The organism is Actinoplanes subglobosus, assembly GCF_042650585.1.
GTDB classification, from domain to species: Bacteria; Actinomycetota; Actinomycetes; order Mycobacteriales; family Micromonosporaceae; genus Actinoplanes; species Actinoplanes subglobosus.
Map to the genome: position 1 here is coordinate 437,530 of NZ_JBHSBL010000018.1, position 13,613 is coordinate 451,142.

The window sequence follows — 13,613 nt, forward strand, 5'->3', positions numbered from 1 at the left end:
GGTCGACGGGCGGTTCATCCGGACGCCAGCCGGTCCCGGAGGCGCTGAGCGGCGGCGGGCCACTCGTCCGCGGTCATCGCGAACAGTACGGTGTCGCGCCAGCTCCCGTCGGGCCGCCTGCGCTGGCGGCGGATCACCCCGTCGCGGGTGGCTCCCAACCGGGCGATCGCCTGCTGAGAGCGCTCGTTGAGCACATCGGTGTACCAGAACACCCGCTCGGCGCCGAGCACGTCGAAGGCCCGCTCGAGCAACATCAGCTTCGCCTCGGTGTTGACGCCGGTGCGCCACCATTTCCGGCCGACCATGGTGTGCCCGATGCCGAGGGACCGCAGGTTCGTGTCGATGTCGTGATAGGTCGTCATGCCGATCACCTCGCCCGTCGCCGGGTCGACCTGGGCCCATGCCGAGCGCTGGCCGAGCCACTGGCTACGCAACACGGTCGAGATGTCGGCCGTGAGCAACTCCTCCGGCGTCCGCGGCCGTGGGAATGGGATGTGCCGCCAGACCTCCTCGTCGTCCAGCGCCTCGAACAGCCCCGGCGCGTGACCCGGGGTGAGCGGCTCCAGGCGCACGTGCCGGCCCTCCAGCACGACCGGGGTCTGCCACTGCGACGGATGGCCCGGCAGGTAGGTGGGTGGGGCGGCGGCGACGCCGGCATCGGTCTCCGGTGGCCCGGCGACCGTCCGCAACGGGAGCACGCCGGCCCAATGCGGCAGGTCGAGGTCCTCCGGGTCGTCACCGACGCCGCCGGAGCGGGCCCGGACCGACACCTCGACCAGCGGCAGCGCGAGAACGGTGGTCTGTGCCAGCTCCTGCCGGGTGGGCGGGCGGCTGTCGGCGGACCGGCCTCGGCCCACCTTGTCGGTGAGGGCCAGCAGCACCCGGAGCTTGTCATCGTCATCGGTGACCGGCCGGGCCGTCCCGAAAGCGACCACCGACCGGTAGTTGGCACTGTGGTTGAACTGCGACCGCGCATAGACCAGCCCGTCCAGGATGGTGACCGTCACACAGACCGGGACACCGTCGCCGCGAGCGGCCAGACCGAGACGCCCGCCGGTGGACCCGTGCAGGTAGAGGGTGTCGTCGATCCGGACATGGAGGTTGGGCAGAACGCGTGGCTCCCCGTCGACGACGAAGCCGACCGCGCAGTCGAAGGCCTCGTCGAGGATCGCGTGCGCGGTCTCGCGCTCGTAGTGCATCCGCTTGCGAGTGCGGGTGGCCGTCGTGCGCGGCGTGGGAGCGTAGAGGTCGGTCATCGGGGCCTCCCCGGTATGTTCAGCTTGCGTCAGAGCCTGTGCTAGTACAGAATCGCTTCTGTGGCAGAACAGTATCAGGTCAGTGGTGACAGCGCCGCAGAGATTTCGGCCAGCATCGAGACGGGCGTCCTCAGGGGGTTCTGGGTGGCTGGATCGGCTCTTCCCTCGGTGCGGGTTCTCGCGGGATCGCTGCACGTCAGCCCGGCGACGGTGGCCAAGGCCTACCAGGACCTGCGGCAGCGCGGAGTGATCGAGACCGAGGGCCGCCGCGGCACCCGCGTCCGCTCCCGGCCCGCCGTTGCGGTGCGGCGCTCCGCTCTGCACGCCCCGATCCCATCCGGGCTGCGGGATCTCTCCACCGGCGAGCCCGACCTGCGATTGCTGCCACCGCTCGCGCCGGCCCTGGCCGCTGCGGCGGCAGGCGAAACCCCACCTCAGGGGTATGCGTCTGCGGTCACCATGCCGGAGTTGGCGGATGCCGCACGCCCCCGCCTCCTGGCCGAGGGCGTCCCGGTCTCCGGGGCGGAGATCGTCGTCACCTCAGGTGCGCTCGACTCGATCGAGCGCGTGTTCAACGCCCACCTCCGACCAGGCGACACCGTCGCGATCGAGGATCCGGGCTGGGCCGCCCTCATCGACCTGCTGGCGGCCCTGGGCCTCCGGGCTGCCCCGGTCTCCGTCGACGAGCACGGCCCCGACCCCGACTCGCTCGCTGCGGCCCTCGGTTCCGGTGCCCGAGCCGTCGTCGTCACCGTCCGCGCGCAGAACCCGACCGGAGCCGCGGTGAGTGCCGACCGTGCCCGCCGGCTGCGCGACCTCCTGAGCGGCTTCCCGGGTGTGCTGGTCGTGGAGGATGACCACGCCGCCGAGCTGGCCGAGCGTGAGCCGCACTGCATCGGCCCGGTGACCGGTTCCTGGGCGTTCGTGCGCTCCGCGTCGAAGCCGTTCGGCCCCGATCTGCGCATCGCCGTGCTGGCCGGCGACGAGACGACCGTCGCGCGGGTGGCCGGCCGGATGCGGATCGGCATGGGCTGGGTGTCGACGGTGCTCCAGCGGATGCTCCTGTGGTTGTGGCGCGATCCGGAGGTGACCGCGATCGTCGGCCTGGCCGCGGAGACCTACGGCCGCCGCCGCCGGGCGCTGCGCGACGCGCTCCGGGCCGAGGGCGTCGAGGTGGGCGGTGACACCGGTATCAACGTCTGGGTCCCGGTGCCCGACGAGACCCATGCGATCGCCGTGCTCCGTGACCGGGGCTGGGCGGTCGCACCGGGGGCGCTCTTCCGGGTCGGTTCTCCACCCGGGATCCGCATCACCATCAGCACTCTCGACACCGACGAGGCGCCGGAACTGGCCCGGGCCGTGGCCTCCGCGGTCCACCCGGCAACGATGGCACCGCCGATGCGGTGAGAATCGCCGCTGGGGGGAGAGCCCCGATGTTGTGCGGGCCGCCGGTGGGGGAGCCGCCGATGTGGTGAGAGCCGCGACGGGCCGATCCGGCGTCCCCCTGGAGGGGGAGTCCGGGCGGAATCCTGTCGGGGGGTGGGGGTAAAACGGTGCCATGCCATGGACCCAGACCCCCGTCGGGGCGCAGCAGTGGGTGCCGCCGCATCCTCGGAGCATCGACGAGCTGAAGGCGGCGGCGGCCGACTGCCACGGCTGCGAGCTGAACGAGAATGCGACACAGACCGTGTTCGGCCGTGGGGCCCCGCACGCGAAGATCGTCTTTGTCGGGGAGCAACCCGGTGACGTCGAGGACCGGCACGGTCTGCCGTTCATCGGTCCGGCGGGCCGCCTGCTCCGGGAGGCGGTCGACGATGCCGGCATCGATCCGGCCGATCTCTACATCACCAACTCGGTCTCACATGTGCCGCGTTGTAGAAGAGACTAGCATCCCTGCCCATGCGGCTACTTGGTGCAATCCGGCTCTCTCGCCACCGGGGCGAAGCTGACCCCTCTACCTCTCCTGAGCGCCAGCGTGCGGCGATCCAGGCTGTGGCGGAAGCCCAGCACAGCGAGATCATCGGATGGGCCAGCGATCTTGACGTATCGGCGATCTCGCTTCCACCGTTCGACCGGCCGGAGCTGGGCAAGTGGCTAGAGGGCTCCAGGGTCCGCGAGTACGACGGGATCGCGTGGTCGAAGTTTGACCGGGCTATCCGGTCGATGGCTGACATGTACGACCTGGTGAAGTGGGCAGCGAAGCACAGCAAGCAACTTGTATTCGCGTCCGGCATCGGCGGAGAGCCGATGGTGCTGGATCTCCGGGGCGGAGCCCTTAACCCGATCACTCACCTAATCGTGATGATCTTCGCGTTCGCCGCTGAGTGGGAAGCCTCAGTCATCACCCAGCGGAACAAAGAGACGCGGGCCTACATGCGGTCCATCGGTCGATGGTCCGGCGGGATGTACCCGTATCACACGATGCCCGAGAGAGACGGCAACGGATGGCGGCTCGTCAAGAATCCGGAGACCTGGGAGGTAATGGAAGAGATCGTGGAACGGGCGCTCAACCGGGAGAGCAAGCGCAGCATTGCGGACAGCCTGAACGGGCGCGAAATCCTCTCGCCGCGTGAGTACCGAAACATGGTCAACGGGAAGGTGCCCACAGCCCCAGCCGACGGAACCGTTACGGCTCTGACCGATGACGTGTGCACCATCGAACCGTCCGGCGGTACTGGGCCGGCGGAGGTCCGCAAGTTTCCCAAGCACGCCAAGTGGTCCGTCACGCTGGGGCAACCTGTGGCGGAGGGGGACCGCCTGACAGCACCGATCATGTGGAGCGGGAAGACGATCGGTGACCAACTCCGCGCCCAGGCACTCCTAGGTGTCGTGGAGTTTGAGAGGAAAGCCGTTCTAGGTTCGGATGGGATGCCCGTCAAGCGCTGCCCGGCGCTCGTGAACCGGAACGAGTGGGCACGCCTGCAAACCATCCTGGCGGCGGATGGGGACGCTCATAGCAAGCTCCACTCTTCCGACGCGTCTCCGCTGGGCGGGATCGTCTTCTGTGGCGTCTGCGGGGAGCCCCGCTACTACCGGAACCAGAAATCCCGGTTCGCGGGGAAGGTTGTTGAGTACAGCTACTACGGGTGCCGGAGCAACTGGGCCTATCTCATGGAACAGAAGCCGGAAGAGCGTTGCACCAACAAGAGCGTCAAGGCAAGCGACCTGGAAGACGCCATAGAAGCGGCTGTGCTCCGGATGGTGGGAAGCGTGCCCGTGTTGGTTCCCGTAGAGATGGCGGGGGAGTCTCACAGGGAAGAGCTGGCGGAAGCGACAGCGGCGCTGATGGACATTACGGAGCGGACGGCTGGAAAGTCAGCCGCCGTCCAGGCGATTTATGCGGAACAGATTACGGCGCTGGAAGAGCGCATTACGAAGCTCGCTGAGATGCCGGAGATTGAGCCACACGTCGAAATGATGCCGACGGGTAAGACCTACCGGGAAACCTGGGAGACGGCCGATGCGGCGGAGCGCCGCAAACTCCTACTTGACTCAGGAATTCGCGCGGAAGTGGTCCGTCACGATACCGAGGACGCTAAGGGAATTGTGATGCGCGCCGCGTACGAACGCGGGAAAGCTGCTGAATTGCCGACGGTGTACCTGTCCGCTGTGGGGAATGCGGTAGCCGCACTGACCTTCCCGAAGGATCTATTCTGGCGGGCCAGGGGGACCGCTGGGCGGGGCTGAGCGTCAGCCGGGACGATCCCCCCGTCGGCAACGGCGGGGGATCTTGCTTTGCGCCTACCCGTGGCGGGACTGAGCCCCAAACGGCTCAGAGCTGCCGTGAGCGATCATGAGGGCCGTACCCTAGCCCGTGTAGCCACTCACCCCCGCTCGTTCGTCCACGGGGACGCTAGGGGCCTTAAATGATGTGCCAGATTCTGCCGGATGGCTTGACATCCCTCCGGATGGGTGCTTCACCCCCTCCAGTGGGTCCGCTGAGCCCCGATCGGCGGGCGGGTGTGGTCCCGGTGTGGGTGTGGCCGGCGGGAGCCGTGTCGGGGCTCTGGAGCCCCTGTCCCGTCGTGGGTGTGACTCCCCTCGCGTACGTACGCACGCGTGCGCGCTCGTTAATGTAATTAACTTACATATAACTACTCCCCCTTAAAGGGGAGTAGTAGTTACTTAGATACTAGATTACTTACATAACTATCTAAGAGATACACCCTTAAAGGGGTATCTCATTAATAGATACACCTATTACCTAATGAAGACACCTTCAAAGGTGTCTTCTCTATTACTTAATGAATCCAGTAACCGTCCAATGGACGATGATCCAGCAATCAATCCCCGCCGGGTTGATTGCGCACAGTTACCGGATGAGCCGCCGGAGCGGCTCTTTATGGGCCATCCCGTCGTGCGGATGGCATCTCATCAGGGGATACACGCTGATTGCCACGTCGGAGCACACATTGCGCTCCGTGTCAAATCACCCGACCCGAAGGGTAGGGGGAGGGTCAAAACTCTGGGGACCTAGGCAGAGAGACCCCCGTCCTTATGCCCGCTTGTGCGTCCGCAGAATTGCCCGCTTTGGGGGAATAGAAACCGGGGTCGAAACTGTGAGGTATCCCACACCGTTTCCGTGTCCCGGTTTCGGCATACGGACACAATAAACAGTATGAGGGGGCAGGAAGCGTCCCCGAAACTGTGGCCCAATTCACAGCCTTTCGCGGGCACGGTTTAGCCGTTCCGGCCACAATAAACATAGTGGGAGGACGAAACGGGCTCCCAAAACTTCATAGACGATCCCAGAAGGAGGGACAGTGACCCGCCTTTGCTGGGTTTGCTCTAAGGATGTCCAGCGGAACGGCTCCACGGGCCGGATTCCGCGCTATTGCTCCCTGGACTGTCGCCGGAAGGCGAAGAATGCCAGGAAGGCCACTGAGCGCCGCGAGCACTACGCCCGTGTATGGGGTACGGAGCGCTCTCAGTTCCGCGCTGTCCACGGTGAGCACCTGGACGCCGCTTAAGCGGCACACAAAGACTTCCGGCCATGTAGGCCGGCGGCCCGGTTGCGGGGCTACGCAACACGATTAGCCGAGAGGGCCAGCGGCCTTCCCGGAGTTGACATAGAAGATGTCGCAACATGTAGATGATGAGACGCTTCGATGTGGTCGGAACACCTTTCAGAGTGAGGCCCGCGCTTTCTGTTGTGCGCGGATGAAGGAAACAGCAGACATGCCAGCGGTGAGGGCTTTACCAACCCTTGCGCGTGCTTTGACCGTTGGCCCGGCATGGGAGAGCAAAAGTCCGGGCACCTAATCTCGCCCGACGGTGCGTAAATCCGTCATCCCACAATAATACTGAATCAAAGGAACACGCTTGACGATTGAACGTCGCACGTTCGCGTCTGACGTGGAGCACCGTAGTGCCGGACTCAACCGGCGGCTAATCATCGGGTACGCCTACAAGTTTCGCTCCCTCAGCCGCCTTATGGGCGGCTTCCGGGAGCAGATTTTAGAGGGGGCCGGCGCGGAGTCGATCCGGCGAGATGACATCCGGGCGCTCCTTAACCATGACGCCAACTTCGTACTAGGCCGAAACACTGCGGGCACGCTAAAGCTCGCTGAGGACTCCACGGGCCTTCACTACGAGATCCAGGCTGACGAGCGAATTAGCTACGTCAGCGATCTTCTGATCGCGCTGGAGCGCGGAGACATCACCCATAGCTCATTCGGCTTCCGTGTGAATGCTGGCGGCCAGGAATGGGCGAAGCATGAAGACGGGTTTACTCCGCTCCGCTCGATCAACTCTCTAACCATCCTGGACGTATCGCCGGTTACGTACCCGGCTTACCTCTCCAGTGAGTCCAGCGCCGTCTAAAGGCGCTACACACAACCGAATAGAACACAGGGCCGACCCGTCTGGGTGCGGCCTTTTTTGTTGCCCGGAAGCCGGTAGGCACCGGGCCTTTTTGCGGCCCCCACACGGCCAAATCAACCCTTAGAGCAAAGGACAGAAGACTTAGTGACTGACAATTGCAGCGGTACCCGTGAGCTTGCCGAGAAGCGCGCGAAGCTGGCGGAGAACCTGATCACTCTCTCTGAGAACACGGATCTCCCGGTGGAGTCGCGTAATGCGGCTCTGGACAAGCTGGCCCCGGAGGTTAACGACGCCGCCCAGGCTGAGCAGCGCACCCAGGCTGAGGCTCAGGCGGCGGAGCTTCGGACGGTCCACGAGCGGGCCGGCGCTGAGACTGCCCGTCGGCGCGACCTGGACGAGCCGGATAGCGGTATGGAGTGGCGGAACCTGTTCCCGTCGCACGAGGAATACCGCGCCCTTATGGAGACCGGCGCTCCAGCCCAGGGCGGTTACACCGTTCCTCAGAAGGTCGGCAATAAGTGGATTGGGCAGCTTCGCGCTCAGTCCGTTTTTCTAGCGGCCCCCGGTATCAACCTGATTCCGTTCGATTCCGCGACCTTCCGCATTCCCCAGGTTCTCACTTCGGGCAATCCGTCGGTGGTCGCTGAGGGTGCGACCATTCCGAAGGCGGACCTGACTACCGGTCCCGTTGATTTTAACGCCCAGAAGTACGGCTTCATCTATCAGGCTTCTAGCGAGATCCTGGAAGATAGCGCGATCAACATTGAGCAGCTTGTGGCTCAGACGATGGTGGAAAACATCGCTAGCAAGGTTGACCTTGACGCTTTCCAGGGAAACGGCACGACCGGTCTTTTCGGTATCTCGTCCACGGCAGCGCTGAACACGGCTACTACGCTCGCCGCTGGCACCACTTCGGTCACCTGGGATCACGTTCTAGATGCCTACATGGCAATTCTCCTGACGGGCCGTAAGCCCACCGTTGTGTGGTGCTCTATCGATCAGTTCCGAGGGCTCGTTAAGAGCCGTGAGAATGGCTCTACGGGCGCGTATCTCGCCGGTTCCGTTACCGCTGATCCGGCGGGTGCGGCCTGGGGGCTTCCGATTCTTCCGTCGGCGAACGTTCCGGCCCGGACTGTGATTGTTGCTGACGCGTCGCGCGTGTATCTGGGTGTGCGCCGTGACGTCACCGTGAAGCGTTCGGATGAGTACGCATTCGGTGAGGATATGTCTAGCTGGCGGGCCACTTCGAGGTGGGCCGGCATCCGGGTTGCTGAGGCGACTTCGGTTCAGAAGATTGTCGCTGCCGCTAGCTAATAGCGTCCGCTAGCTACCTTTCGGGCTAGCGAGTAAGAGGGTATGCCCAGGGTTGTTCGGTTCCCTGGGCCTCTCTTTGTGATTCGTGGTTGATTCGCGTACTGAGCTGCACGAATCCGCAACGAATCAGAATGAGCGTCCCATGTTCAGGGTTCGGTGTGTGGTGTGGGCAGAGGTGACCGGGATGATTCCCGGTCACTCTCTTTTTTGACTTAATGGTTGTAACGATCTACATCGAAGGGATTTTATAGTGACTTCACGACGTCCGGCGCATGAGCGCGTTTTTGATCGTGTGATGACGATGCCGTTGGAGGATGGCGGATGCGTTGTCTGGGCGGGAGCTGTAACCGGAAGCGGGTATGGTGCTATTCGGGATAACGGCAAGGTTGAGTACGTGCACAGGGTGGTAGCGCGCTCGCAAGGATGGTCAATAGAAGGAATGACGATCGACCATCTTTGCCACAATCGGCTTTGTGTTAACTATCGGCATCTCGCCGTAGTGCCGCGCGAAGAGAATTCCTGGCGCGCAACGTCTAAAGCTTGGCGCGAATACGCTCGTTACCTCGTGGCTCAGCGGAACGTCGAAGACGCTGGGATGAGCGCATGAGCTACGAACAGGAGCGTAAGGCCCGGAAAATGCTCGCCGACGGGGAGTATCAGGCGAGGATGACAGGCCCCCGGAGTGCCGCTCAAACTGAAGCGGAGTGGATCGCTTTGCGTACATGCTCATGTCACGGATGGTTCCCGGATTGGCGCTGTCACAACATCCAGGCGGCGGACGCTTCCCGCCGGAAGGCTAGGGCTAAGTGAGCGATGAACGGAAGGCCGGCGAGCCCCAAGAGCCGGATCAGTCGGAGACTCTGGACACACCGGTACAGGGTGTCCCGCTGAGCCAGCTACGGAAACGCAATCCCCGATCCAGACTTAGCCGACGTGCACGGCCTGTCCCATTTGACAGGGGCGGCTAGCTGCCCATGAGGGCATGAGAGAGCCCCGGACATTGCTGGGTTCGTCCGGGGCTCTTGGACGAGTCTACGGGGGCTTTCAGGCGCTCCGCCCATAGGGGTTGGTTCTCACTGGAGAAACGGCATCTTCCCATCGGCGTACGCGGCAATCTGCCGTCGCATACTCGGGTGAACGTCCATCTCCCGCAACTCTTCCAGGGTGAACCAACCGACGTCGCTAGCTTCGTCATTGGAGAGTGGATCGCCGGTCACCGGGCGGGCTAAATAGGTTATTTCAAATTCTTGACGAACTTCACCATCGGTGTACGCGACGATATGGTTTGGTTCAGAGAAGATACCGACTAGAGACAGGATCTCAACCCGGATACCGGTCTCTTCTTCGGTTTCCCGTATAGCGCACTCGGTAGGGCGCTCTCCAAGCTCCATTTTGCCCATCGGTAGCGCCCACTGTCCCGTATCCCGCCTTTGTTGCATCAGGATTCGTCCAGCGCCATCAACAACTAGGGTTCCGCACGCCGGAACCAACGTGTTTGCGGCCGGTGCGTTTTCGTCGAAATAAAACTCACGGCGTCCCATTTTAGATCTCAGCTCCTAGCCAGGGGAGGGCAGACTCCCATGTCTTCTCGAAGCCCTCCATATAGTGATCAAACACGGTTCCGCCGTCGATTCGGCGGAAATGAAACGTAGGGTTCAGGCTCGCGGGTGCCCCGTACACGTGGGCATTCGCTAGAAGATCATCGTCATAGCGGAACATCGACGTATAGAGCGCCGCATCATGTAGGCGAATTTCGCAACCTTCAACGTCGATCAGGGACCGGTAATAGGTAAGGCTCGCTCTGATCTTCGCTGCCAGCGTTCCGCCTAGGCGTTCCTCGCGGTCCCGGATGGCTACGGCCTCAGCCTGAGGGTTGCCGAAGCACAGACGAACACGGACGTTCTTCGATGCTCGTTCCGCCAGCATGGTTGCGACTCTGGGCTGTGTCTGGGCGAAGAAGGTCCCGCTGTGTACCAGCACATCGATAGCCTGCTGAGCATTTGTCAGGAGCCCTAGCCAGGTCTCGCGGGGGACGGTTGCGCGGTCCGGGTACAGCTCCACTAGCTCCGCCTGTGAAGCCTCGCGGGCACGTCGGCCGGCGGAACGCGTGAGGACACTGGGCCATAGGAACGTCTCGTCAGCTTCCAGCAACTTCGCCGCTGTCCACCTGTGGTTTCGGTGCGGAACGCGGTTCAAGCTGATCCAGCGCTCAACGCTCTTGACGTCCACGCCACACTCAACGGCTAGTTGATCAGTCGTGACACCCCGGCGGAGCATCGTCGTCCGAAGTCGCTCGTTCACGCTCTCCATTGGACCGGGACCCGTCGGGACGTTTCAAGACTGCCCAGCGACGTTCTGTCGTTTCGTAAAGGTCCCTAACACGGCCCACAGGGCGGGTGAGACGTCCTGGGCCACATGGTGTTGTGGGATCACGACGAATCTTCGCCCTGTCGCCACGACCGGGCTTGAAGGGCTTCCCGACTTCTGGTGTAGGGGGTGGCGCTGTGTTGGTGGTGGGTCCCACGACGTTACCGGCCGATGGGCGCGTGCGGGTGTGGATGGATACCGGTAGCGGCCCCGGCTATGAGATAGCAGTAGCGGTCAATGATCTTGACGTGGTTGATGACGCCCAGGCCGACGACAGCGGGCGCGTCTATTCGCTCGCCGTACGTGAATGCGACGGGTAGGGGGCAAGACCGATGCCTGAACGTCGGCACTACCCGCCAGCGAAGATCATTCACGTTCCCCACTGTATAGAGGGTGCGGAACTACCGTCGGTCCCGATCGGTTCGGTTCCCGGATTCGTCAGCTACCGGTTTCACTTCTGCTTCGGCGCGGTAGCGCACAAGTCGGTTGCTGAGATCTCCGTCATCGGCATCTATCCGATGGTGACAGTGGAAACGATCGACTACGGCCCGCATACGTACCTTCCCGGTGATGAAGAGCCGGAAGACGCCGTTGACCGGCTGTGCCGAGTCTGCCGGGGCACCCACGGCACCGAAGCTGATCAGGTGACAGCGAACGGTCTTCCGCAGATCGTGAAGACACAGACCGGGCTCTATCGGGCCTGAGATCAACGCTCACGGCCGTATAGACCTGGGAGCCCCTGGAGGGCAGACAGGGGCTCCCAGTGTGGCTAGAGGTTCAGGGACTCGTGGAAGGCTTCCAGGTCTTCCAGGTCTTCCCATGACACGCTCGGGTACTCGTCATCGTCCGGCACGTACATGACATGAAAGACGCTGATCCCCAGCATTCCGCAGAGCGCGGCCATGCCTTCCGTGATCGCTCGGTAGGTGTGCTGACCGGATTGCCATTCGGCGACGTCCAGGACGTCAGCCCCGATGTACTCCGCCAGGTCGGCGAGCGTGGACAGTCCGTGTCGGGCCATCCCTACCGCCACAGCAGGAGAGTTCGGAAAGAAGCGGAACATGCGGACTCCCCAGGTTTCAGGCGGCGGCTAGAACGGTCCGGAGACGCCGGGGAGTGATCCCCAGGTGCTCCGCTATGGCTTCCTTCGTAAGAGTCGGGTCACCGGCGGCTATCTCGTCATGCAACCGGCGAGTCTCTGCCGCTGGGCGACGCTTCCGGGGGACGGTAGCCGCTTGTTCCGGCTCCCGCTTCAAAGATCGATCGGCCTTCCTTCCCGTTGTCCGGGACGCGCCCAGGGCGGGAGGAACCGGCACAGCGGGCACGGCCGGTTGTTCCGGCGGAACTTGCGGGATGAAGTGAGGTTTCCCGGTCCCCGGTTCCGGCTTCTTCGCCGGAGCGTCCCCGGAGCCGGACAGGACCAGCTTCGTCAGCGCCATGAACGCAAGCGCCGGAACGGCGGACAGCACCCACCCGGAGATGCCCGGCTTAGCGACGGCTAGCTGTGCCGCGAGGGAAAGGCCGGCGGCAGCGAACAGAAGGAAGAGCGGGTACCCGATCGGCTTCCCCGTCCGGCGACGCTGACGGATCGTCAGGAGCGCAGCGATCGGCACTAGCTCACTGACAGCAGCGTTCACCCATCCGTACGCGGCCGGAGTTCCGGCCGGACTGTTGGCGAGCGTCCAATCCCTCATGTGCGTGAAGCTGGCCCAGCCAGCGGCAGCACCGACACCCAGAAGGATCAACACGAGCGCGGCTCGTTCCGCGCGTTCCATCCGGTTCACAGGGCACCGCCCAGGGCTCCGGCGTAAGCCTGACGCTGGGCTTCCTGGCGCTCCGCAATCATCGACAGGCGCTCAGCCAGGGTGAGCCGATCACTGGCCTTAGCCACCCGCTCAAAGCCCACGAGCGGAGCCGTCCCGCCCTGGGCGGACGACGGGGCTTCCTGCTCACGAGCCCACTTCTGGCAGGCAGCTACGGCCTGAGCGTCGTCAACCTTGCACGCGGCACAGTTGCTCGCCCACATGTGCTCATGTCCCACCACAGGGCACCGTTCGGCCGTTGTGGGCAGGATGCGCTTCCCGTTGAACCATCCGGGGGTCTTCCAGTCCCCGAAGCGGCGCTTCCGGGCCGGAGGGGCTACCTCCGTCATCGGTGCTGGGTTTTGATCTTGTGTGCGCTCGCGCGAGAGGTTTTCTTCCCCAACTTCCAAACCAACTTCGGGTGCCAGGCCCTCGCTCCGGCTGTCACCACTAGTCCCGTGATCTGTCACCCCCTGGGTGCCGTTCTGTCGGGGGTCCTGGGCGGAAGCTTCGGCGGGCTTCACTACGAGAGCGAGCGCGGCGGCTGGAAGCCGGTACAGGGTCTTACAGCCCTTGACACGGGTCACCACGAGCCGCCCCAGATCGACAAGCTTCGTGATGATCCGTTGGATGGTGCGCTCCGAACATCCGACGTACTCAGCCACGCCGGGGACCGACGGCTGAGCCACGCCGTACCCGTTGCCGTGAGCCATGATCGCCACGAGCGCATCCCGCTCTGACTTCTTCAAGTCACGAGACGACAGGAGCGCGGCCTTCACGAGCTGGCCTACGGAGTACCGGCGCGTGGTCACCGGGCACCCCCGGCGTACACGGCACGAACGGCGGACAGGTCGGCGGCACTCAGCTCGTGCCGACCCTTCCAGCAAGAGAGCAGGATCAGGGCTGTGTCGGCATCCAAACGGCCGAACGGTGCAAGGGCGGCCAGAGCGGCACGCACCTTCTTAGTAGTGTTGTCCACGGCGGGGCTCCATCCCGTCACCCGCTCCGGTCAGTGTTGGCGCACTGGCCGGAGCTTGTCTGTATTTGAACA

At 63.7% G+C, this 13,613-nt stretch carries 14 protein-coding genes; 7 read left to right on the top strand and 7 right to left on the bottom strand.

Going from position 1 to position 13,613, the window contains the following annotated elements; translation table 11 throughout:
- Positions 1 to 14: 14 nt before the first annotated feature.
- Positions 15 to 1,256, bottom strand: a complete 1,242-nt coding sequence (locus ACFO0C_RS23880; protein ID WP_378068875.1) for a bifunctional pyridoxamine 5'-phosphate oxidase family protein/GNAT family N-acetyltransferase — start codon at positions 1,254 to 1,256, stop codon at positions 15 to 17.
- Between the two features lie 60 nt (positions 1,257 to 1,316).
- Between ACFO0C_RS23880 and ACFO0C_RS23885 the strand changes: the two genes are divergently transcribed.
- From ACFO0C_RS23885 to ACFO0C_RS23910, 6 genes are all read left to right on the top strand, one after another.
- Entirely contained in the window at positions 1,317 to 2,663 is a 1,347-nt protein-coding gene (locus tag ACFO0C_RS23885; protein WP_378068876.1) for an aminotransferase class I/II-fold pyridoxal phosphate-dependent enzyme, read from the top strand.
- A 151-nt stretch (positions 2,664 to 2,814) separates the two neighbouring features.
- Positions 2,815 to 3,144 (top strand): uracil-DNA glycosylase, encoded by a 330-nt coding sequence (locus ACFO0C_RS23890; protein WP_378068877.1) that lies wholly within the window; start codon positions 2,815 to 2,817, stop codon positions 3,142 to 3,144.
- Positions 3,145 to 3,155: 11 nt separating this feature from the next.
- Positions 3,156 to 4,943, top strand: coding sequence for a recombinase family protein (locus ACFO0C_RS23895; protein WP_378068878.1), 1,788 nt, complete (start codon positions 3,156 to 3,158; stop codon positions 4,941 to 4,943).
- Positions 4,944 to 6,578: 1,635 nt separating this feature from the next.
- On the top strand, positions 6,579 to 7,079 hold the full coding sequence (locus ACFO0C_RS23900; protein WP_378068879.1) for an HK97 family phage prohead protease: 501 nt from the start codon (positions 6,579 to 6,581) through the stop codon (positions 7,077 to 7,079).
- Between the two features lie 144 nt (positions 7,080 to 7,223).
- Positions 7,224 to 8,393, top strand: a complete 1,170-nt coding sequence (locus ACFO0C_RS23905) for a phage major capsid protein (protein ID WP_378068880.1) — start codon at positions 7,224 to 7,226, stop codon at positions 8,391 to 8,393.
- Positions 8,394 to 8,694: 301 nt separating this feature from the next.
- Positions 8,695 to 9,000 carry an HNH endonuclease gene (locus ACFO0C_RS23910; protein ID WP_378069138.1) on the top strand — a complete coding sequence of 102 codons (306 nt, stop codon included), beginning with the start codon at positions 8,695 to 8,697 and terminating at the stop codon, positions 8,998 to 9,000.
- A 466-nt stretch (positions 9,001 to 9,466) separates the two neighbouring features.
- Here the strand turns inward: ACFO0C_RS23910 and ACFO0C_RS23915 are convergent, their stop codons facing one another.
- Positions 9,467 to 9,934 carry an NUDIX domain-containing protein gene (locus ACFO0C_RS23915; RefSeq protein ID WP_378068881.1) on the bottom strand — a complete coding sequence of 156 codons (468 nt, stop codon included), beginning with the start codon at positions 9,932 to 9,934 and terminating at the stop codon, positions 9,467 to 9,469.
- 1 nt (position 9,935) lies between these two features.
- A complete protein-coding gene (locus ACFO0C_RS23920; protein WP_378068882.1) occupies positions 9,936 to 10,694 on the bottom strand; it encodes an XRE family transcriptional regulator in 759 nt (252 codons plus the stop codon).
- A 398-nt stretch (positions 10,695 to 11,092) separates the two neighbouring features.
- On the opposite strand from ACFO0C_RS23920, the gene ACFO0C_RS23925 reads away from it, so the two are divergent.
- Positions 11,093 to 11,464: a hypothetical protein gene (locus ACFO0C_RS23925; RefSeq protein ID WP_378068883.1), complete on the top strand. Its 372-nt coding sequence runs from the start codon at positions 11,093 to 11,095 to the stop codon at positions 11,462 to 11,464.
- 65 nt (positions 11,465 to 11,529) lie between these two features.
- Here ACFO0C_RS23925 and ACFO0C_RS23930 read toward each other — a convergent pair whose 3' ends face one another.
- From ACFO0C_RS23930 to ACFO0C_RS23940, 4 genes are read right to left on the bottom strand one after another with little or no spacing between them, the layout of a single operon-like run.
- The gene (locus tag ACFO0C_RS23930) at positions 11,530 to 11,823 is read right to left on the bottom strand and encodes a hypothetical protein (RefSeq protein WP_378068884.1); all 294 of its coding nucleotides are present in this window, start codon (positions 11,821 to 11,823) and stop codon (positions 11,530 to 11,532) included.
- A gap of 16 nt (positions 11,824 to 11,839) precedes the next feature.
- The gene (locus ACFO0C_RS49045; protein ID WP_449191257.1) at positions 11,840 to 12,535 is read right to left on the bottom strand and encodes a hypothetical protein; all 696 of its coding nucleotides are present in this window, start codon (positions 12,533 to 12,535) and stop codon (positions 11,840 to 11,842) included.
- Positions 12,536 to 12,540: 5 nt separating this feature from the next.
- Positions 12,541 to 13,374 carry a helix-turn-helix domain-containing protein gene (locus ACFO0C_RS23935; protein WP_378068885.1) on the bottom strand — a complete coding sequence of 278 codons (834 nt, stop codon included), beginning with the start codon at positions 13,372 to 13,374 and terminating at the stop codon, positions 12,541 to 12,543.
- Positions 13,371 to 13,541: a hypothetical protein gene (locus tag ACFO0C_RS23940; RefSeq protein ID WP_378068886.1), complete on the bottom strand. Its 171-nt coding sequence runs from the start codon at positions 13,539 to 13,541 to the stop codon at positions 13,371 to 13,373. Before ACFO0C_RS23940 ends, ACFO0C_RS23935 begins: the two co-directional genes overlap by 4 nt.
- Positions 13,542 to 13,613 lie beyond the last annotated feature (72 nt).